This is a genomic window from Halomonas faecis (assembly GCF_010993975.1).
Taxonomy (GTDB): Bacteria; Pseudomonadota; Gammaproteobacteria; order Pseudomonadales; family Halomonadaceae; genus Halomonas; species Halomonas faecis.
In genome coordinates, this window is record NZ_JAACZO010000059.1 from 146,872 (window position 1) to 166,990 (window position 20,119).

Consider the following 20,119-nt stretch of genomic DNA (forward strand, 5'->3'; position numbering starts at 1 on the left):
GGCGCCGGCCCGGACGGGCCGGCGCCGGGCGGGTCATTCCGCGTTGACGATCATCTGGTGGTACTCGGTCAGGCCCATGTCGGCGATCACGCCCTCGAGGGGGCCCTCGACGGTCTCCATCATGGTCTCGCGGTCCATCTCGTGCAGGGTGGCGCCCTCCTCGACCAACAGGTCGAGCGCCTCGGCGTCCTGCTCGAGCTGCACATCGCGGGCGTAACTGGCGGACTCCGCGGCGGCCTCCATGACCTGCTCGCGCTGAGTCTCGTCGAGACGCTCCCAGGTGGCTTCGGAGAGGGTCAGCAGGCGCACCGTGATGTCGTGCTCGGAGAGCCCGATATGCGGTGCCACCTCGTGGAAGCGCATGCGGTGGATCCACTCCGCCTCGTTGAGCAGGCCGTCGATGGCCCCCAGTTGCAGTCCGGTGTAGATCTCGCTCCACTCCATGACCGTGGGATCGGCACCCAGGGCTTCCCAGGCGGTGATCAAAGGCCGTGTGGGATTGGTGCGGATCTTCAGGCCCTCCAGGTCGTCGAGGCTCTCCAGTGGCTGGCTGCTGACGATCTGGCGTTTTCCGCCGCCGTAGAAGGCGAGTACGCGGACATCGGTCTCCGCGGTGATCTGATCGGCGATCTCGCGTCCCACCTCGCCGTCGAGCACGGTGCGCCAATGGTCCTCGTCGCGGTACAGGAAGGGGATCGAGAAAACGTTGGCAGTGGGCGAGAAGTCGGTGATCAGCCCGGGGTTGATGATCGAGATGTCCAGGGCACCGGCCATCTGCTGCTCGAACATCTCGGTCTCGTGGCCGAGAACCGAGTTGCCGAGGATCTCGACGCTGATGCCGCCATCGCTCTTCTCGGCGATCAGTTCCTGGAAGTGCTGGGCGCCCAGGTGATAAGCGGTGTCCTCGGTGCCGCCGTGGCCGAAGCGCAGCTCCACGGCCTGAGCGGCGCCGGCCAGGCCCAGGGACGCGGCCATCACGGCGGTGCCGATCAGGCGCCGGGCGCCGGCGTGGTGTTGGGTCAGCGGGGTTGGATCGATCCATTGGCGAGTCATAAAAGCACCTGTTGTTGTTGGCACCATGCCTTCGGGCATGGCGGCTGGCGTCGATGCGGTGCGCCGCATCAGATTGTCGTGGCGGGACTCTCGAGCGGCGTGGAAAGGGCGCCGCAGGAGTCGCGCACCTGCAGTCGGGGCGATAGCACGACCTGTTCCCGCGCCCCGTCGGGGTTGCCGATGCGCCGTAGGGCGAGGCGGGCGGCTTCCTCGCCCACGGCATGGGGATGAGTGGCGATGCTGGTCAGCGCCGGGTCGCCCAGCGCCGCCTCCTCGAGATCGTCGGTGCCGATCACCGCACAGTCGCGTCCCGGCACCCGCCCCAGGCGCTTGAGGCCCAGCATGGCGCCGAAGGCCACGAGATCATTGTGGCAGACCACGGCGGTGGGGGCCGGGGACTCGGCCATCAGCGCCGGGATGAGCTCGAAGCCGGCGCGGCGTGTCACGTCCGAGCGCAGCAGGCGTTGGTAGGCGAGGCCGTGGCGGGCCAGTGCCTCACGATAGCCCTGCCAGCGTTCGCGAGTGGCCGAGTGACCGATATGGCCGCCGAGAAAGGCGATGCGCTCATGGCCCTGCGCCACCAGGTGGTCGATGGCCAGGCCCACGCCACGGCGAAAGTCGGTGCCGGCGTAGTCGAAGGGCGGCTCGCCGACATGGCGCAGGACCTGTACGCACGGCATCTGCCAGCTGGTGAGGGTGTCGATCAGGTCGGGAGCGGTGCCTTCCGCCGGGCACAGCAGAATGCCGTCGACGCGATGCTCGCGCATGCGCTCGAGGAAGCGCTGCTGGCGCGCGGGCGAGTCCTCGCTATTGGCCAGGAAGGAGACATAGCCCTCGCGGTTCAGAGCGGCGTCGATACCTGCCACCATGGCCCCGAAGAAGGGGTTGGCGATGTCGTAGACCACCACCCCGAGGGTGGCGGTGCGTTGTCCGCGTAGCGCCGCGGCGCCGCGATTGTAGACGTAGCCCAGCACCTTGATGGAGCGCTGCACCCGGCGCCGGGTGCCCTCGGCGACCAGTGGGCTCTCGCGCAGCACCAGCGACACCGTGGAGCGGGACACCCCGGCGTGGGCGGCGATGTCCTGCAGGGTGACGCTGGTGCTGCGCGAGGCGCGGCTGTCGGGGCGAGGCGTATCCTGGCTCATGAGTTCTCGGCTGTGGTGGCGTTTTGTTTTTGGATTGATCCAAATCGTAGAAGACGTCTCCGATCCGGACCTATTCTCCTTTCGTCTTAGTCGCGGGCGCCGGCGGGTGGCTCAGCCGTGCCGTGCCGTCCAGGCGGCCTCGTTGACCAGGCTGATGGGCCGCTCGCCGTTCAGCGCACGGGTGAGGTTGTCCACGGCCCGCTGGGCCATGGCGGTGCGCGTTTCAAAGGTCGCCGAGCCGATGTGCGGCAGCGCCACCACGTTGCTCATGTACGGCAGCGGCGACTCCGGCGAGAGCGGCTCCTGCTCGAAGACGTCGAGGCCGGCGGCGCGGATGCGGCCCATCTCCAGGGCCTCGATGAGCGCCGACTCGTCGACCACCTTGCCGCGGGCGATGTTGACGAAGATCGCCGAGGGTTTCATCTGGGCGAAGGCATGGGCGTCGATCAGGTGGGTGGTCTCGGCGGTGAGCGGCACGGTGACGCAGACGATGTCGGCCTCGGCGAGCAGTGCGTCGAGCTCGCGGCGCTCGGCGCCCAGCTCGGCCTCCAGTGCCGGCTTGGGGGAGGATAGTGCGTAGCGCACCGGCATGCCGAAGCCGAGGGCCCCGCGCCTCGCCACGGCGGCGCCGATGCGACCGAGGCCGATCATGCCCAGCGTCTTGCCGTGCACGTCGGTGCCGAAGTGTTCGGGGCCGATGCTTGCCTGCCAGTCGCCGCGTCTCACGAAGTCGGCGAGCTCCACCACCCGGCGGCAGGTGGCCATGATCAGTGCGAAGCCGGTGTCGGCGGTGGTCTCGGTGAGCACGTCCGGGGTGTTGCACAGCAGGATGCCGCGCCGGGTCAGCTCGTCCACGGGGTAGTTGTCGTAGCCCACCGAGATGGTGGCGATGGCCTCGAGCTGCGGCGCGGCATCGAGCAGTTCGGGGGTGATTGACACGCTCGATCCGATCAGGCCGTGGGCGTCGGCCAGGGCAGCACGGAAGGCCGGGTCGTCGCCGGACTCCAGGCCCTGGAAGACCTCCACCTCGAAGTCCCGCGAGAGTTCGGCGAGTTGGGCGTCGTTGAGGCGGCCGTAGGCCAGAATGCGTTTTTTCATGGTTGTCGTCTCCTCACGCTAGGTTGGCTTCCAGTTCCACGAGGCGCGTTCGGTGGGGCAGGCCCTCCATGTCGCCGATCACCTGCACCGCCTGGGCGCCGATAAGATTGCCGCGGCGCACCGCCTCGCGCGGCGAGCGGCCGTCGAGCAGGGCGCTGATCGCGCCCACGGCGAAGCCGTCGCCGGCGCCCACGGTATCGACGACCTCGGCGACGTCGAAGCCGGGTACGGTGAAGCTCTCCTCGCGACCGCCGAGGCTACCCCGATAGTAGCTGCCTTCCGGACCGAGCTTGATGAACACCGCCTGGGCGCCACGCTCGAGGTAGAAATCGGCGATGTCGTGGGGCGTGTCGAGGCCGGTCAGGCGGCGCCCCTCGGCGAGCCCCGGCAGCACCCAGTCGGCCCGTGCCGCCAGGGCGTTGATCGTGGTGCACATCTCATGCTCGCTTGCCCATAGACCGGGGCGCAGGTTGGGATCGAAGGAGATGCTGGCGCCAGCGTCGCGGGCTCGCTCCAGCACGTGCTCGGCGAGCGCACGGGCGCTGGCCGACAGCGCCGGGGGGATGCCGGTGGCATGCAGGTGGCGCAGCGCCGCGAAGTCGACAGCGGCGGCATCGGCGGGGGAGAGGTGGCTGGCGGCGCTGCCGCGGCGGAAGTACTCGACATGGGGGTCGGCGCCGCCCTCGGCACGCGCCTTGAACACCAGCCCGGTGGGATGGTCGGGGTCGTCGACGAGATGGCGGCAGTCCAGCCCTTCGGCCTCCAGGGTGCGGCGAAGGTAGGTGCCGAAGCTGTCGCGGCCCACGCGGCTCATCCAGCCCACGGGAAAGCCCAGGCGGGCCAGGCCGATGGCCACGTTGGTGTCGGCGCCGGCGATGCGGCGCTGGAAGTGCGCGACGTCGGCGAGTTCTCCGCTCGATGCGGCGACGAACATCGTCATCGCTTCGCCGAAGGTGAGAAGGGTCGGGGCACTGTCGGGAGCAGTCATGGCGACTCCTGGGAGCGGGCGTGATGGAATGGCAGGCGCGTCGACCCGCGAGGGATCAGCTGCGCTTGATAGTGGGTGCGGCGAGGCGGCGACGTACGCTGGGAACTGTCCAGGCGTTGTAGCAGATTCTCGACGGCGGCGCGGCCGATGGCATCGGTGGGCTGGGCCAGGGTGGTGATGCCGGGGCCGACCAGCGCACACCACTCCAGTTCGTCGATGCCCATCAGGCCCACGCTGCCGAGCGTGACGTTGCGCTGCTGCAGCACCCGAGTGACAGCCAGGGTGACCTGGCCGTTGGCGCACAGCAGTGCTTTGGGCGCCGTACCCGGCCGGGCAAGGAAGGCCCCGATGGCGTCATCGAGCTCGGCTGCGTCGGCATCGAGCGTGAGACAGTGCGCATCGCCGACGAGGCCACGTTCGGCGATGCCATGCTGGAAGCGTTCGAGCCTTACACGGCGTGAGCTCACCCGGCTCGTCGGCTTGCTCACATAGAGCAGTTCGCCATAGCCCGCCGCCTGGAGGTGATCCAGGGCCTGGTCGATGGCGCGGGCATCGTCGAGACCGATCATGTCGGCAGGGGCTTCGCCAAGCTCGCGGTCGACGAGCACCAGCGGCGTACCTTGCTTGGCGAGTCTGGCCAGCTCACGGTCGGGGCTGCCGGCAGCGTTGACCACCAGCCCCTCCACTCGGTAGGCGGTCAGAAGTTCCAGGTGGCGGCGCTCCTGGGCGGGGTCGTTGTTGGTGTTGGCGACCATGAGCGAGTAGCCGTGCGCCTGGCAGACGCTTTCGATACCGTGCATCACCGCGACGGAGTAGGGGTTGCGAATGTCGGCCACCAGCATCCCGATCAGCCGCGAGCGCCCACCCTTGAGGCCGCGCGCCATCTGATTGGGGTGATAGCCCAACCGCTTGGCAGCCGTGGCGATGCGCTCCTGGAGCTCTTGCGAGAGGCGCTGGCGTTCGTCACCGAAGAAACGCGACACGCTGGTCTTGGAAGTGCCGGCGGCATGGGCGACCTCGACGAGGGTGGAGCGTTGGGGATTCTGGTTCATGGCCGAGCAATCGAAATGGGAACGTTCCCACTCTAGTTCCAATCTTCAGCGCGGGCAAACGTCCTTCCGCTCAGGAGGCCACCAGCAGCACCAGTGCCCCGGTCGGGTAGCAACCGATGATGCCCACGCTCTCGAAGCCGATGTGCGCCGGCGCCTGGCGCTGTCGGTGGAGCATGCCCACCAGCAGGATGGCCGTCATCAGCAGCGAGAGTGCCACCCGCAACGCAATCGAGCCGGCGGCAGTGGGTCGAGAGATCCCCTATCGGCTCCTGAACGTTCGGAGGTCCAGGGGAGGGTGGCGTTTTCCCGTTTCGCGGGCAGCGCGGGTACCCGGATGACCTTTGTGCGCTCAGGGCTCATGTGTCAGATATCACCAGGGCTGGCGGGACTCCTAGCGCCCTTACGGGGTATTGGGGATTTAAATAATTTGTTGATCAATAACGATTTTAAGGAATTCTTTCCAGTAGTGGCATGCTACCTGCTTCCTTCAGGATGAGCATCGAGGTCGGAGCTGACCGCCGATTCGGCAAACGCGGCCGACCCGATAATCGAAGCCATTCGGCTTCCCATTGATCTCGCAAGTCCACACCCTGATGGAGGTGCGAATATGTTGTCCAAGGAAACCCTCAACAAGCTCGGCGTTTTTGGTGTCGCTTTCGGCCTGCTGGCCAGCCCGCTGACCTATGCCGACTTCCATGAGGAAGAGGAGCCGCAGGAGGAGGAGCAGACCCTGCCGGATAGCAGCGGTAACAGCGAGACCGGCAACGGTGCCGAGACGACCGAGTACGAGAACGAGGAAGAGGAGACCGAGTCGTTCGAATACGAGGAGGAAGATGAAGAGGAAGAGTGGGAAGAGACCGAGGAGGATGACGAAGAGGATACCTGGTGATCGCCAGTAGTGCCGCCCGAGACGGGCGGCACCGTCGAGCGTACGTTTCTCCCTGAGGTGGGTCCGCTCTCCCACCGCTTCGATCGCCCCCGGCAATGCCGAGGGCGATCGTTTCGTATGCGTCGGCGTCAGCGCACCTTGGGCGCCAGTTCGCCGCTGTCGTAGCGGCCGACCATGGCCTCGAGGCTGATCGGCTGGATCTTGCTGGCATTGCCGGCGGTGCCGAAGGCCTCGTAGCGCGCGATGCAGATCTCCTTCATGGCCGCCACGGTGGCCTTGAGGAACTTGCGCGGATCGAACTCGCTGGGGTTCTGGGCCAGGAAGCGGCGTACCGCACCGGTGGAGGCCAGGCGCAAGTCGGTGTCGACGTTGACCTTGCGCACGCCGTGCTTGATGCCCTCGACGATCTCTTCCACCGGCACGCCGTAGGTTTCGGGAATCTCGCCGCCGAACTCGTTGATGATGGCGAGCCATTCCTGGGGCACCGAAGAGGAGCCGTGCATCACCAGGTGGGTGTCGGGGATGCGGGCGTGAATCTCCTTGATGCGCTGGATGGAGAGGGTGTCGCCGGTGGGCGGCTGGGTGAACTTGTAGGCGCCATGGCTGGTGCCGATGGCGATGGCCAGGGCGTCGACCTGGGTGGCCTTGACGAACTCGGCCGCCTCCTCCGGGTCAGTGAGCAGTTGCTCCCTGTCCAGCTTGCCTTCGGCGCCAATGCCGTCCTCCTCGCCGGCCATGCCGGTCTCCAGGCTACCCAGGCAGCCTAGCTCACCCTCCACCGAAACGCCGCAAGCGTGGGCCATCTCGACGGTGCGGCGGGTCACGTCGACGTTGTAGTCGTAGCTGGTGGGGGTCTTGCCGTCCTCGCCCAGCGAGCCGTCCATCATCACCGAGGAAAAGCCGAGCTGGATGGAGCGCTGGCATACGGCGGGGCTGGTGCCATGATCCTGATGCATGACCACGGGAATGTGCGGGAACTCTTCGACGGCGGCCAGGATCAGGTGGCGCAGGAAGGGCGCACCGGCGTATTTGCGGGCACCGGCGGAGGCCTGGACGATCACCGGGGAGTCGGTGGCGTCGGCGGCTTCCATGATGGCGCGCATCTGCTCGAGGTTGTTGACGTTGAAGGCCGGCACGCCGTAACCGTGCTCGGCGGCGTGGTCCAGCAGCTGGCGCATGCTGATCAGTGCCATGTTGTCACCTGTCATCGTGATGGCGGCGGCGCTTCGAGGTCGCCGCCGCATAGTCGTCGTTACTGGGTCGCGCTAGTCTATCAGGCCTGGGTGGCGGCGGCCTCCAGGGCGGCCACCGCCGGTAGGGTCTTGCCTTCCACGTATTCGAGGAAGGCGCCGCCCCCAGTGGAGATGTAGGAAACCCGGTCGGCGATGCCGTACTTGTCGATGGCCGCCAGGGTGTCGCCGCCGCCGGCGATGGAGAAGCCGCCGCTCGCGGCGATCGCCTTGGCCAGCGCCGCGGTGCCTTCACCGAACTGGTCGATCTCGAACACGCCGACCGGGCCGTTCCACAGGATGGTGCCGGCGTGCTCGAGCAGGCCGGCCAGCCGGCCCGCGGTGTCGGGACCGATGTCGAGGATCATCTCGTCGTCGGCCACCTGGTCGACCGGCTTGACCACCGCCTGGGCGGCTTCGGAGAACTCGGTGGCCACCACCACGTCGGTCGGCAGGGGGATCTCGACCTTTTCCATTAGCGCCTTGGCCGCCGCGACCCGGTCGACTTCATGGAGCGACTTGCCGACGTTGTGGCCCGCTGCGGCGATGAAGGTGTTGGCGATCCCGCCGCCGACGATCAACTGGTCGCATTTGTCGGAGAGGGCGTTGAGCACCTCGAGCTTGGTGGAGACCTTGGAGCCGCCGACGATGGCGACCATGGGGCGCTGGGGTGTGGCCAGGGCCTTCTCCAGGGCGTCGAGCTCCGCGGCCAGCAGCGGCCCGGCGCAGGCGGCGGGGGCAAAGCGCGCCACGCCGTGAGTGGAGGCCTGGGCGCGGTGGGCGGTGCCGAAGGCGTCCATCACGTAGATGTCGCACAGGGCGGCGTACTGCCTCGCCAATGCCTCGTCGTCTTTCTTTTCTCCCGCGTTGAAGCGCACGTTCTCGAGCAGCACCACCTCGCCGTCGGCCAGGTCCAGGCTGGCCCCCAGGTACTCCTCGATCAGGCGCACCGGGCGTCCCAGCAGCTCGCCCAGGCGGTTGGCCACCGGAGCGAGCGAGAACTCCTCGGCGGGTTCGCCCTCGGTGGGACGGCCGAGGTGGCTCATCAGCATCACCTTGCCACCGGCGTCCATGGCTGCCCGAATGGTCGGCAGGGCGGCGCGCAGGCGCGCGTCGCTGGTCACCTTGCCGTGCTTGACGGGCACGTTGAGATCTTCGCGGACCAGCACGCGCTGGCCGCGGAGGTCGAGGTCGGTCATCTTGCGCACGTTCATGCAGGATCATCCTCTTGGGAAGGCCGAAGAGTGGCAGGAAGGGGGCCGAGCCGAGCCAACTGCCGGCTCACGTCGAGCATGCGGTTGGCAAAGCCCCACTCGTTGTCGAACCAGCACAGCAGCTTGATCAGGCGACTGCCGGCCACCCGGGTCTGAGTGGCGTCCACGATACCCGAGCGCGGATCGTGGTTGAAGTCGACCGAGGCCAGCGCCTCCTCGGTGTAGCCGAGCAGGCCGTTCAGGCGGTGTTCGCTGGCGTGGCGCAGCAGCGCGTTGACTTCGGCGGCACTGGTGTCGCGGCGCACCGTGATCGCCAGGTCCATGGCCGAGACGTTGATGGTGGGCACGCGCACGTGCAGGCATTCGAAGCGCCCGGCCAGGTGCGGCATCAGGCGGTGGATGCCGCGGGCCAGCCCGGTATCCACCGGCACGATGGAGTGCATCGCCGAGCGGGTGAGGCGCAGGTCGGTCTGGTGGTAGGCGTCGATCACCGGCTGGTCGTTCATCGCCGAGTGGATGGTGGTGGTGACGCCGTGTTCGATGCCCAGCGCTTCGTCGAGCACGGTGAGCATCGGCACCAGGCAGTTGGTGGTGCACGACGCGGCTGAGACGATGCGATGCTCGGCGGTCAGTGCCCGGTCGTTGATGCCGGCGACGATGGTGGCGTCCACGTCGCTCTCCGCGGGTTGCGAGAACAGCAGCCGATTGGCGCCGGCACTCAGGTGGCGCTCGGCGGTGGCGCGATCCTTGAAACTGCCCGAACACTCCAGCACCAGGTCGATGTCCAGTTCGCTCCAGGGCAGGTTTGCCGGGTCGGGCTCGGAGAGCACGCGGATGGGGTGGCCGTCGATCACCAGGCGATCGTTGTCCGCGACCACTGTCCCGGGGAATCGGCCGTGGGTGGTGTCGTAGCGGGTCAGGTAAGCGATGGTGGCCAGGTCGGAGAGCTCGTTGATGGCCACCACTTCCAGGAGCGGCGCTGCCGTGTCCGGTCCGGTGAACTCGCTGCGGCGTTCGACCAGGGCGCGCAGCACGCACTGTCCGATGCGGCCGTAACCGTTGATGGCGATGCGAAAGGCCATGGCGGTGCCGGAATCTCCTCGGTGGGGCTGTCAGGAGCCGGCCATTCTAGCGCAGATTCGCCGGGGCGTCCTGGCCGCTCGAAAAGTGCGACGACGCCCCTATTCGAAGCCGAGAGTGGCGAGCAAGCCCATTTTCGCCGCGAGCGCGGCAATGGCGAGTTCATCCGCACCGTGGCGCTGCCCGATGGTCTGGATGCCGATCGTGCCGAGGCACACTGCCGCAACGGCGTGGTGGAGATCCACCTGCCCAAGCGCGAAGAGCTCAAGCCGCGGCGCATCGAGGTCCAGGCGGCCTGAGCGCTCGCCGATCGGCCAGACGCCCTCCCTGGTGGGAGGGCGTCGTCATTTACAACACCACCGCTCGCTCGCTACCGTCATTCACTACGCTGGGAAGTGCCAACCCAGCATCTGACCCAGCACCAGGGAGAGGAACGACATGACCGATATCGCCAAGCTCCTGGGGGACGAGGCCGAATCCCTGCTCGACCACCGCTGTCGCGGCTTTCCCCGCGAGCAACTCCACCTGCCGGGAGCGGATTTCGTCGACCGCGTGGTGGCAGACAGCGACCGCAGCCCCGCCGTATTGCGCAGCCTACAGGCGTTGTTCGACCACGGCCGGCTGGGCGGTACGGGCTATCTCAGCCTGCTGCCGGTGGATCAGGGCGTCGAGCATTCGGCGGGGGCATCGTTCGCGCCCAATCCGCGCTACTTCGATCCGGCCAACATCGTCGAACTGGCCATCGAAGGCGGCTGCAACGGCGTCGCTTCCACCCTCGGGGTGCTCGCAGCAGTGGCGAGGCGCTACGCCCACAAGATTCCCATGATTCTCAAGCTCAACCACAACGAGACGCTGAGTCTGCCCGTCCAGTACGATCAGACCCTGTTCGCCGAGGTGGAGCAGGCCCATGCCATGGGCTGCGTGGCCGTGGGGGCGACCATCTACTTCGGGTCGCCCGAGAGTCGGCGCCAGATCATGGAGATCAGCGAGGCCTTCGAGCGCGCCCATCAGCTCGGCATGGCCACGGTACTGTGGGCCTACCTGCGCAATCCGGCCTTCAAGCAGGAGGGCACCGACTACCACGTGGCGGCCGATCTCTCCGGCCAGGCCAACCACCTGGCAGCGACCCTCAAGGCCGACATCGTCAAGCAGAAGCTGCCGGAGACCAACGGTGGCTACCGGGACATCGGCTTCGGCCATACCCACCCCAAGGTCTACGGCGAGCTGACCTCCGAGCACCCCATCGACCTGGCGCGCTACCAGGTAGCCTGCTGCTACCAGGGGCGGGCCGGGCTGATCAACTCCGGCGGTGGCGCCAAGGGACACTCCGACCTCGGCGAGGCGGTGCGCACCGCGGTGATCAACAAGCGTGCCGGTGGCATGGGCTTGATCTCGGGGCGCAAGGCGTTCCAGAAGCCGGTCAGCGAGGGCATCGAGCTGCTCCATGCCATTCAGGACGTCTACCTGGACGAGTCGGTCACCGTCGCTTGAAGGGCCGCCGGTTGTGCGTCGATCACGATCCGGCGCGTTACGGCTTGCGGCCAGTGAGTGGCGGCATGGGCATGCCGAACAGAGAAAGGGCGCGGCCGACTGGCCGCGCCCTTTTTCGTCGTGGCTGCCCGGTCGGTATCAGGCGTCGAGCAGTTCGCGCGCCTGCTCGACCACGTTCTCCACGGTGAAGCCGAAGTGCTTGAACAGGTCGCCCGCCGGGGCCGATTCGCCGAAGGTGCGCATGCCGATCACGCGGCCGTCGAGCCCCACGTACTTGCTCCAGTAGTCGGGATGGCCGGCCTCGATGGCGAGACGCTGGGTCACGGCCCTGGGCAGCACGCGTTCGCGATACTCGGCCTCCTGGCCGTCGAAGCGATAGGTCGAGGGCATGGATACCACGCGCACGGCGCGGCCCTGTGCCTCGAGCTCGGCGGCGGCGTCCATGGCCAGGCCGACCTCGGAGCCGGTGGCGATGAGGATCAGCTCGGGCGTGCCGTCGCTGTCCTTGAGGATGTAGCCGCCGCGCTGAATCTCGGCGAGCTGCTGCTTGTCGCGGGCCTGATGCGGCAGGTTCTGACGCGACAGCACCAGGGCGGTGGGGCCGGACTGGCGCTTGAGGGCGGCGTTCCAGGCCGCGGCGGTCTCCACGGCATCGCAGGGGCGCCAGGTGGAGAGGTTGGGCGTCGAGCGCAGGTTGGTCAACTGCTCCACCGGCTGGTGGGTGGGGCCGTCCTCGCCCAGGCCGATGGAGTCGTGGGTGAACACGTAGATACTGCGCAGTCCCATCAGCGCGGCCATGCGCACGGCGTTGCGCATGTACTCCATGAAGATCAGGAAGGTCGCGCCATAGGGCACGAAGCCGCCGTGCAGGGCGATGCCGTTGGCGATGGCAGCCATGCCGAACTCGCGCACGCCATAGTGCAGGTAGTTGCCGTCGGGAACGCCCTCAGGCGAGCCCTCGGGGCCGATCACCCGGGCACCGTTCCAGACCGTCAGGTTGGAGGGCGCCAGGTCGGCGCTGCCGCCGAGCAGCTCGGGCAGCTGCGGGCCGAGCTCGTTGAGGCAAGCCAGCGACGCCTTGCGCGAGGCGGTGGTCTCGGCCTTGTCCTGGGCCTGTTCGATCAGCGCTTCGCTGGTCAACTCGGCGGGCAGCTCGCCCTTCTGGCGGCGCAGGAACTCGCGGGCCAGCTCGGGATAGGCCTCGGCGTAGCGCTCGAACCGTGCCTGCCAGTCGGCCTGGCGGGTGCGGCCGGCCTCGCTGGCGTCCCAGCCCTGGTAGATCTCCTCCGGCACATGGAAGGGCGCATGCGGCCAGTCGAGCTGCTCGCGGGCGGCGGTGACCTCGTCCTCGCCCAGGGCGGCGCCGTGGCAGGATTCCTTGCCCTGCTTGTTGGGCGCACCGAAGCCGATCACCGTCTTGCAGACGATCAGGCTGGGCTTGTCGCTGTGCTGGCGGGCCAGCTCGATGGCCGCCTTGACCTGCTCGGGCTGGTGACCGTCGACGTTGGGCACCACGTGCCAGCCGTAGGCCTCGAAGCGCTTGGCGGTGTCGTCGGTGAACCAGCCGGCGACCTCGCCGTCGATGGAGATGCCGTTGTCGTCGTAGAAGGCGACCAGCTTGCCGAGCTGCTGGGTGCCGGCCAGGGAGGCGACCTCATGGGAGATGCCTTCCATCAGGCAGCCGTCGCCGACGAAGCAGTAGGTGTGATGATCGACGATGGTGTGGCCGGGGCGGTTGAACTGGGCAGCCAAGGTGCGCTCGGCGATGGCCATGCCGACGGCGTTGGCCAGGCCCTGGCCCAGCGGGCCGGTGGTGGTCTCGATACCCGGTGCATAGCCGTACTCGGGATGGCCGGCAGTCTTGGCGTGCAACTGACGGAAGTTCTGCAGCTCTTCCAGGCTCAGCTCGTAGCCGGTCAGATGCAACAGGGAATAGAGGAGCATGGAGCCGTGGCCATTGGAGAGCACGAAGCGGTCACGGTCGGGCCAGTGCGGATCGACGGGGTTGTGAACGAGGAAATCGTTCCACAGGACCTCGGCAATGTCGGCCATGCCCATGGGGGCGCCGGGGTGACCGGAGTTGGCCTTCTGGACGGCATCCATGGAAAGGGCGCGAATGGCATTGGCCAGTTCGAAACGGGTCGGCATGGGGACTCCTGGATCAAAGGCGGTCGGCGATGCGTTGCTCGAGGCGTGACTGGTCTTCGTCGAAACGACGGATGCCTTCGGCCAGCTTGTCGTTGGCCATGGCATCCTGATTGTGCTCCCAGCGGAAGCCGGGCTCGTCGAGCGGGGCGGGACGCGATGACTGAGGATCGGGCAGCGAGACGGCCGGCGTCACCTCTCCGTGTTCGGCGGCCAGCTCCTCGAGCAGTGCCGGCGAGATGGTCAGCCGCGGGCAGCCAGCGAGTGCCAGGACCTGGTCGGCGGTGCGGAAACTGGCCCCCATGACCACGGTGTCATAGCCGCCCTGGCTGACGCGCTGGCAGACGCCGCGCACGAACTGTACGCCGGGGTCGTGCTCGGGGGCAAAGTCCTGACCGGTCGCCTGCTTGTACCAGTCGGTGACCCGGCCGACGAAGGGCGAGACCAGAAAGACGCCGGCATCGAAGCAGGCCTGGGCCTGGGCATCGCTGAACAGCAGCGTCAGGTTGCAGTTGATGCCTTCCTTCTCCAGTACCTCGGCGGCACGGATGCCCTCCCAGGTCGAGGCCAGCTTGATCAATACCCGGTCGCGGCCGATGCCGCGCTGTGCGTAGAGCTCGATCAGCTCATGGGCCTTGCGGATGCTGGCCTGGGTATCGAAGGACAGTCGGGCGGCCACTTCGGTGGAGACGCGCCCGGGGACCACGCCGGCGATCTCGCTGCCCATGGCCACGGCCAGGTGATCGACGGCCCGGGCGGCGCGCTCCTGTTTGTCACCCTGGGCGGGGAGAGCGGCCAGTTCCCGTTCGATCAGCGGCTGGTAATCGGGGAGTTCGAAGGCCTTGAGGATCAGCGAGGGGTTGGTGGTGGCGTCCTGGGGGCGGTAGCGCCGGATGGCGTTCAGGTCGCCGGTGTCGGCGACCACCAGGGAGTGTTGCTTGAGAGCATCGAGTCGTGAAGCCATGGCTATCTCCACTGGAACAATGGGCGAGGGGGCCCGGACAGTGTCGAGCACCATCCGGGCGAAGAATCTGGAAGGCCGCTCGCGTCGCGTCAGGCGGCAGCTTTCTCCAGGTGACGCTCGGTGCTGTCGGCGAGCGTCACCAGCAGCAGCCGGCAGGAGACGGCGCCGGCGTCGAGATGGCCTCTGGAGCGTTCGCCCAGCCTGGCGGCGCGACCGATACGGGCTTCCAGCTCCCGGGTCGATTCGCAGCCGCGTTCGGCACCCTGGCGAAGGGCGTCCAGAGCGGCGGGAAAATCCTCTCCGTTGTCCGCCGCGCGACGATAGTGGTCGACTGCCGGCACCAAGGTGTCGAGCAGGCACTTGTCGCCGACCTGCGCGTCGCTGATGCCCTGGAGAGCGTTCAGGCCGCCGGTCAGCATGTCGCCGAAGGCCCTGGCATCGAGAGTCTCGCATTGCTTGATGGCGTTGCTCATGCCGAAAAAAAGGCTGCCGTAGAGTGGGCCCATGGAGCCGCCGATGGAGCCCATCAAGGTCGTGGCGAGAGTGCCCAGCGCCTTGGAGAGGCCCAGTGACTGGCCCTGGATCGACTCGCTGCACAAGCGAAACCCCTTGGCCATGTTGATGCCGTGGTCGCCGTCGCCGATAGCGCCGTCGACTTCGCTGAGGTGGTTGCGGTTTTCGACGATGACATCGACCAGCGCCTCGAGAATGTCGGTACCGTGAGTGGTGTTCAGATATTGCATGGGGGCTCCCGAATGTGAAGGCAGTCAGCGGGTGATGGCCAGCGAGCGGGCCGGCGCGTCGATGAGGGGCTTGAGCTCATCGTCGAGCTTCATCACCGTCAGGGTCGCCCCCATCATCTCCAGTGACGTGAAGTAGTTGCCGATATCGGCACGGTGCACGGTGATGCTCTCGGCCTCGAGGCGGTCGGCGATGTGGGCGTACAGCAGGTTGAGTTCCATGTTCGGCGTGGCGCCGAGCCCCGAGACCAGTACCGCCACCTCGCCGCCTGTGAAATCCTGGTCGGCGAGAACCGGATCGCACATCGATCTGGCCATCGAGGCGGCATCGGTCAGGGGAGCCACCTCGATTCCTGGTTCGCCATGGTGGCCGATGCCGAGCTCCATGTGGCCGGGCTCGATCGAGAAGTTGGGCTTGCCATTGGCGGGGATGGTGCAACTGCTCAAGCCGATGCCGATGCTCGAGCAGGCGTCGACGGCCTTCTGGGCCAGGCGGATCACCTCGGACAGGTCGTCGCCGCGTGCAGCGGCGGCACCGCCCACCTTCCACATCATGATCTCGCCGGCGACGCCTCGTCGCTGGTCACGCTGGTCGGCCGGGGCGGAGGCGACATCGTCCCGGGCGATCACCGTCTTGACGTCGATGCCTTCCATCTCCGCCATCTGGCGCGCCATTTTCACGTTCATGTTGTCGCCGGCGTAGTTGCCGTACAGGCAGGCCACGCCACGCCCCCGATCGGCGGCCCGAAAGGCATCGAGGAAGGCATCCGCGGTGGGCGACGAGAAGATCTCGCCGATCGCCACGGCATCGCACAGCCCTTCGCCGACATAGCCCAAGAAGGCGGGCTCGTGCCCGGAACCGCCGCCGGTGACCACACCGACCTTGTCGGGTGTCTCGCCGGCGTACTTGAGAACCCGGGGGTGGTCGGTGGCGGCGTAGAGCGAGGGGGACGCTCGCAGGTAGCCGCGGACCGCGTCATCCACCACGTTATCGGGGTCGTTGATGATGCGCTGCATGGCGTGTTCCTCAAGTTGTGGGTTGTCGTCGTCGTATTGGCCTGGCCGGAAGCCGAGTGACGGCTGGTCAGCGCCATAAATGTTCGATATGTGATCAAATGTTTAGGCTTGCCGTCGAGACATGTCAAGGCCGTCATGCCGAGAGAAGGTGAGACTTTGGTCGCTTCCTTTTCTTTCTTCCGCCCAAAATTCTCTATACTTGTTTGATTTTTAGTGTGATTCTCGGTTTTTTCGGGAATCGCGAAAGCACTTCCTTTGTTCATCGGAGATGTGTTCAGGTGGGATTCCGGGTTTACAAATGATCGATAGGTGATACTTTGAACACGAGGCCGTTGGCGCAGGGTCGATGGCCGGTAACCAGGAGTGCTATCCATGTCTGATTCAACCATGGCCGCGCGAGCGGCAGTTCGCATCGCCCTGGGAGGAGATGAGGCGGCCTTCGAGCTCAAGGAAGCATTGATCGAGCATGTGCGGTCCCTGGGCTTCGAGGCGGTGGATTTCGGTACCTACAATGCCGAGCCGGTACTCTATCCCGATATCGCGGTGCGCGTGGCGCGGGCCGTCGCGGCGGGGGAGGTCGAGCGCGGGGTGCTGGTGTGCGGTACCGGCATCGGGGTCGCGATCTCGGCCAACAAGGTGCCGGGCATTCGTGCGGCTCAGGCACATGACACCTACTCGGCGATCAAGGCGCGCTCGAGCAATGATGCCCAGATAGTGGCCCTGGGGGCTCGGGTCGTTGGAGTGGAGCTGGCCAAGAGCATCGTTACCGCCTTTCTCGGCGCCGATTTCGGTGGTGGAGCCTCCAGCGAGAAGGTGGCGCGTATCGCCGATTACGAGCAGGAGTTTTCGCGCGGCTCGCCGAGCGCTTGATCACTGAGGGTTCGGTTGATCGCTGTGGTATCTTGTGCCGGTCGCCAGTCACGGATCGTATGAGGCCACCTCCATGAGCGAGCGCGTCGAGAACGCCGACATCGACTTGATGACCGAGATCGCCACCCTCTATTACGTGGAGGGCGAGACGCAGGAAGTCATCGCCAATCGCCTGGGAATCTCTCGGGTCAAGGCGGGACGCCTGCTCAAGCGGGCGCATGCGGAAGGCATCGTCGATGTGCGGGTGCGTCAGCACCCTTCGGTGAGTGCCGAGATCGAGCAGGAGTTGATACGTCGCTTCGGCATCAAGCGTGCCCTGGTGGCGCTCGACCATGCGGATCCGGATGTGCAGCGTTCCGGTGTGGCCAGCCTGGTTGCCGATCATCTGTCGCGCACCCTGCACGATGGTTCTATCGTCGCCGTGGGAATGGGGCGCAATGTCGGCGCTGTGGCGGACAACGTCTTCGAGCAGGGCGAGCGCAAGTGCTCGTTCGTGTGTGCCATTGGCGGCTCGCTGCGCGCCGGCGAGTACATGAACCCCGACCATATCTGTCGACGCCTGGCAATGAAGTTCGGTGGCGACAGCGAGACGCTCTATGCGCCGGCCCTGGTGCAGAACCCCGAGTTGCGCGATGCCATGTACGAGAATTCCACCGTGCGACAGACGCTGGATCGTGCGCGGCGGGCCGACACTGCCCTGATTGGGGTGGGGGATCTCAGCGAGGACAGCAACATGGTGCGCATGGGGTGGTTCTCGCCCCAGGAAATCGCCGAGGCCCGGCTGTCGGGCACGGTGGGCGACATGATGGGCTATGACTTCATCGACCTGCACGGGCAGCCTGCGCGGACGCCGATGCAGGGGCGGGTGATCGGCCTGACCATTGGGGATCTGGCGCGAATTCCCGATGTCGTCGCCATTGCCAGCGAGAACACCAAGGCCGCCGGCATCCTCGGGGCGCTGCGAACCGGCGTGATCGACACTCTGGCGACCAGCGTCACCAACGCGCATACCATCCTGCGCCTCGATGAGGCGACGCCTGCCGCCGAAGCTGGCTGATCATATGTTCATTGATGCTTCGCGGTGAGCAGTGCTATTCCTGGCCGTCTCTTGACCCCTTTTGGCACTCCCGTGATGGGGCGTCATAAAAACCTCTTTATAAACAATTAATTATAAATTGATCCTAAAGTATTAGGCAAAAATCCCAACGAGTTCATTGACCCGGCTATACTGAAAAGCGTTAATTCATTTGAGCAATACAAGATCAAATGATAAGCCAGCGCGAGCTCAGTGGAGGCCCTCATGAACGATACCCTCACCCAATCCGCGACCGCGGATGTCACCATCCCCGACACCATGGATGCCATCGTGGCCTATGCCCCGGGAGACTATCGCCTGGAGCAGGTGGCAGTGCCGGAAATCGGCGAGAAGGAAATCCTGATCAAGGTAGAGGCCTGCGGGATCTGCGCCGGCGACCTCAAGGCCTTCGAAGGCGCGCCCAGTTTCTGGGGTGACGCGGAGCAGCCGGCCTATATCAAGGCGCCGATGATTCCCGGGCACGAGTTCATCGGGCATGTGGTCAAGATGGGGCCCGGGGCCCAGGGCTTCGAGGTCGGTGATCGCATCATCTCCGAACAGATCGTGCCGTGCTGGGACTGCCGCTTCTGCAACCGCGGCCAGTACTGGATGTGCGAACGGCATGATGTCTATGGCTTCCAGCACAACGTCAATGGCGGCATGGCCGAGTACATGAAGTTCCCCGCCGAGGCAGTCAATCATAGGCTCCCGGATGACCTGCCCATGGAGAAAGCCGTGCTCGCCGAGCCATATGCCTGTTCCATGCACGCCGTCAAACGTGCCCAGATCGAACTGGGTGACGTCGTCGTGCTATCCGGTGCCGGCACCCTGGGGCTCGGCATGATCGGCCCGATCAAGAAGTCCGGCCCCGCCAAGCTGGTGGTGCTGGACCTGAATCCCGAGCGGCTGAAACTGGCGAAACGGTTCGGGGCCGATGTAGCGCTCAATCCCGCCGAGGACGATGTGGTGTCGATCGTCAAGGAGATGACCGGCGGCTACGGCTGCGACATCTACATTGAGGCCACCGGCGCGCCCAAATCGGTGGAACAGGGCCTGTCGATGCTGCGCAAGCTCGGGCGGTTCGTGGAATTCAGCGTCTTCAAGGAGCCGGTGACAGTGGACTGGAGCATCATCAGCGACCGCAAGGAGCTCGATGTGCTGGGGGCTCACCTGGGGCCTTACTGCTATCCGCTGGTCATCGAAGGCATCGAGAGCGGCGATTGCCCGACCCAGGGTGTGGTGACTCACACACTGCCACTGGCGCGTTTCCACGATGGCATCGAGTTGATGAGACACGACAAGCAGGCCCTCAAGGTCGTCCTGATCCCGGGCGGGTGAGACGCGTTCCCTGGCGCCGATGGAGTCGGGGCGAAAGTGAACAACAAGAGGTCGTTTCATCATGAGTTCACGAGTCGATGCCGGGCCGGTGTCTCGCGCCGGAAAGAGGCGAGGACGTGTCGCGGTCATGGCCGTTGCGGTCGTCGTGCTGGCGGCCATGGCACTGGATACCACCGTGGTGCCGATCGGTGCGCAGCAGGAAGAAGGGTTTTCCGCCGAGCGCTACGGCGCGGAACACTTTCCCATCGTGCGCGACAGCGTCGAGAAGCGTGCCGTGGAGGCCAGTGAACTGGCGGCCGCCGTCGCCGAGGACAAGGCCGCGGCCGGGGAGCGCTATGGCGTAGCGGCCGGCATCGGCCCGGTGGTCCCCGTGACTTTCTCCGGTGTGGTCGGAGAGGGCAAGGCCGGCATCTATGCGGTCGACGTCGAGGGCGTTCCAGAGGATCTGACGATTCGCGTGCAGACCGGCCCGGCCATCAATGGTACCGATCTTCGGGACGCCACTGGCGACATCGAGTTCGGTCAGTTCACCAACCAGATCGAATACCAGAACGCCGGCGCGGCGATCAACGACGGGATGAAGGAGCAGGTGCTGTCGGGGATCGACACCGACGACCTGAGCGGCGAGACCATCGCTGTCACCGGCGTCTTCAAGTTGATCAATCCAAACAACTGGCTCGTGACGCCCGTCAGCCTGCGCGTGCAGTGAGCGAGCCCATCCATGACGGACG

General features: G+C 66.3%; 20 protein-coding genes. 7 read left to right on the forward strand and 13 right to left on the reverse strand.

The window, feature by feature from the left end; translation table 11 throughout:
- Window positions 1-33: 33 nt before the first annotated feature.
- The 6 genes from GFD32_RS19545 to GFD32_RS19570 all read right to left on the reverse strand — a co-directional run bounded on the left by GFD32_RS19545 (window position 34) and on the right by GFD32_RS19570 (window position 5,553).
- Window positions 34-1,053 (reverse strand): TRAP transporter substrate-binding protein, encoded by a 1,020-nt coding sequence (locus GFD32_RS19545; RefSeq protein ID WP_163578249.1) that lies wholly within the window; start codon window positions 1,051-1,053, stop codon window positions 34-36.
- 68 nt (window positions 1,054-1,121) lie between these two features.
- Window positions 1,122-2,198 carry a LacI family DNA-binding transcriptional regulator gene (locus GFD32_RS19550; protein ID WP_163578250.1) on the reverse strand — a complete coding sequence of 359 codons (1,077 nt, stop codon included), beginning with the start codon at window positions 2,196-2,198 and terminating at the stop codon, window positions 1,122-1,124.
- 111 nt (window positions 2,199-2,309) lie between these two features.
- On the reverse strand, window positions 2,310-3,296 hold the full coding sequence (locus GFD32_RS19555) for a 2-hydroxyacid dehydrogenase (RefSeq protein WP_163578251.1): 987 nt from the start codon (window positions 3,294-3,296) through the stop codon (window positions 2,310-2,312).
- Between the two features lie 13 nt (window positions 3,297-3,309).
- Window positions 3,310-4,284 (reverse strand): sugar kinase, encoded by a 975-nt coding sequence (locus GFD32_RS19560; RefSeq protein ID WP_163578252.1) that lies wholly within the window; start codon window positions 4,282-4,284, stop codon window positions 3,310-3,312.
- Window positions 4,281-5,336, reverse strand: coding sequence for a LacI family DNA-binding transcriptional regulator (locus GFD32_RS19565; RefSeq protein ID WP_163578253.1), 1,056 nt, complete (start codon window positions 5,334-5,336; stop codon window positions 4,281-4,283). Before GFD32_RS19565 ends, GFD32_RS19560 begins: the two co-directional genes overlap by 4 nt.
- Window positions 5,337-5,406: 70 nt before the next feature.
- Window positions 5,407-5,553: a hypothetical protein gene (locus tag GFD32_RS19570; RefSeq protein WP_163578254.1), complete on the reverse strand. Its 147-nt coding sequence runs from the start codon at window positions 5,551-5,553 to the stop codon at window positions 5,407-5,409.
- Window positions 5,554-5,943: 390 nt separating this feature from the next.
- On the opposite strand from GFD32_RS19570, the gene GFD32_RS19575 reads away from it, so the two are divergent.
- Window positions 5,944-6,225, forward strand: coding sequence for a hypothetical protein (locus tag GFD32_RS19575; RefSeq protein ID WP_163578255.1), 282 nt, complete (start codon window positions 5,944-5,946; stop codon window positions 6,223-6,225).
- Window positions 6,226-6,353: 128 nt separating this feature from the next.
- Here GFD32_RS19575 and fba read toward each other — a convergent pair whose 3' ends face one another.
- From fba to GFD32_RS19590, 3 genes are all read right to left on the reverse strand, one after another.
- Window positions 6,354-7,418 (reverse strand): class II fructose-bisphosphate aldolase, encoded by a 1,065-nt coding sequence (gene fba / locus GFD32_RS19580; protein WP_163578256.1) that lies wholly within the window; start codon window positions 7,416-7,418, stop codon window positions 6,354-6,356.
- 80 nt (window positions 7,419-7,498) lie between these two features.
- Window positions 7,499-8,668, reverse strand: a complete 1,170-nt coding sequence (locus GFD32_RS19585) for a phosphoglycerate kinase (protein ID WP_163578257.1) — start codon at window positions 8,666-8,668, stop codon at window positions 7,499-7,501.
- The gene (locus tag GFD32_RS19590; protein ID WP_163578258.1) at window positions 8,665-9,750 is read right to left on the reverse strand and encodes a type I glyceraldehyde-3-phosphate dehydrogenase; all 1,086 of its coding nucleotides are present in this window, start codon (window positions 9,748-9,750) and stop codon (window positions 8,665-8,667) included. Before GFD32_RS19590 ends, GFD32_RS19585 begins: the two co-directional genes overlap by 4 nt.
- Before the next feature lie 21 nt (window positions 9,751-9,771).
- On the opposite strand from GFD32_RS19590, the gene GFD32_RS19595 reads away from it, so the two are divergent.
- Together GFD32_RS19595 and GFD32_RS19600 are read left to right on the forward strand one after the other, a co-directional pair.
- Window positions 9,772-10,047, forward strand: coding sequence for an Hsp20/alpha crystallin family protein (locus GFD32_RS19595; protein WP_240455715.1), 276 nt, complete (start codon window positions 9,772-9,774; stop codon window positions 10,045-10,047).
- Between the two features lie 139 nt (window positions 10,048-10,186).
- Window positions 10,187-11,239, forward strand: a complete 1,053-nt coding sequence (locus GFD32_RS19600) for a class I fructose-bisphosphate aldolase (protein ID WP_163578259.1) — start codon at window positions 10,187-10,189, stop codon at window positions 11,237-11,239.
- A gap of 138 nt (window positions 11,240-11,377) precedes the next feature.
- Here GFD32_RS19600 and tkt read toward each other — a convergent pair whose 3' ends face one another.
- The 4 genes from tkt to GFD32_RS19620 all read right to left on the reverse strand — a co-directional run bounded on the left by tkt (window position 11,378) and on the right by GFD32_RS19620 (window position 16,105).
- The gene (tkt, locus tag GFD32_RS19605; RefSeq protein WP_163578260.1) at window positions 11,378-13,387 is read right to left on the reverse strand and encodes a transketolase; all 2,010 of its coding nucleotides are present in this window, start codon (window positions 13,385-13,387) and stop codon (window positions 11,378-11,380) included.
- 13 nt (window positions 13,388-13,400) lie between these two features.
- Window positions 13,401-14,348: a transaldolase gene (tal, locus tag GFD32_RS19610; RefSeq protein WP_163578261.1), complete on the reverse strand. Its 948-nt coding sequence runs from the start codon at window positions 14,346-14,348 to the stop codon at window positions 13,401-13,403.
- Between the two features lie 89 nt (window positions 14,349-14,437).
- Window positions 14,438-15,091, reverse strand: a complete 654-nt coding sequence (dhaL, locus tag GFD32_RS19615) for a dihydroxyacetone kinase subunit DhaL (RefSeq protein ID WP_163578262.1) — start codon at window positions 15,089-15,091, stop codon at window positions 14,438-14,440.
- Window positions 15,092-15,115: 24 nt separating this feature from the next.
- Complete coding sequence (locus tag GFD32_RS19620) at window positions 15,116-16,105, reverse strand: dihydroxyacetone kinase subunit DhaK (protein ID WP_163578263.1); 990 nt, start codon at window positions 16,103-16,105, stop codon at window positions 15,116-15,118.
- Window positions 16,106-16,477: 372 nt separating this feature from the next.
- Here GFD32_RS19620 and rpiB point away from each other — a divergent pair, with 372 nt between their 5' ends.
- The 4 genes from rpiB to GFD32_RS19640 all read left to right on the forward strand — a co-directional run bounded on the left by rpiB (window position 16,478) and on the right by GFD32_RS19640 (window position 20,097).
- Complete coding sequence (gene rpiB / locus GFD32_RS19625; protein WP_163578264.1) at window positions 16,478-16,975, forward strand: ribose 5-phosphate isomerase B; 498 nt, start codon at window positions 16,478-16,480, stop codon at window positions 16,973-16,975.
- Between the two features lie 73 nt (window positions 16,976-17,048).
- A complete protein-coding gene (locus tag GFD32_RS19630) occupies window positions 17,049-18,032 on the forward strand; it encodes a sugar-binding transcriptional regulator (RefSeq protein ID WP_163578265.1) in 984 nt (327 codons plus the stop codon).
- Between the two features lie 243 nt (window positions 18,033-18,275).
- Window positions 18,276-19,388: an MDR/zinc-dependent alcohol dehydrogenase-like family protein gene (locus GFD32_RS19635; RefSeq protein WP_163578266.1), complete on the forward strand. Its 1,113-nt coding sequence runs from the start codon at window positions 18,276-18,278 to the stop codon at window positions 19,386-19,388.
- 127 nt (window positions 19,389-19,515) lie between these two features.
- Complete coding sequence (locus GFD32_RS19640; protein ID WP_240455716.1) at window positions 19,516-20,097, forward strand: DUF2291 domain-containing protein; 582 nt, start codon at window positions 19,516-19,518, stop codon at window positions 20,095-20,097.
- Window positions 20,098-20,119 lie beyond the last annotated feature (22 nt).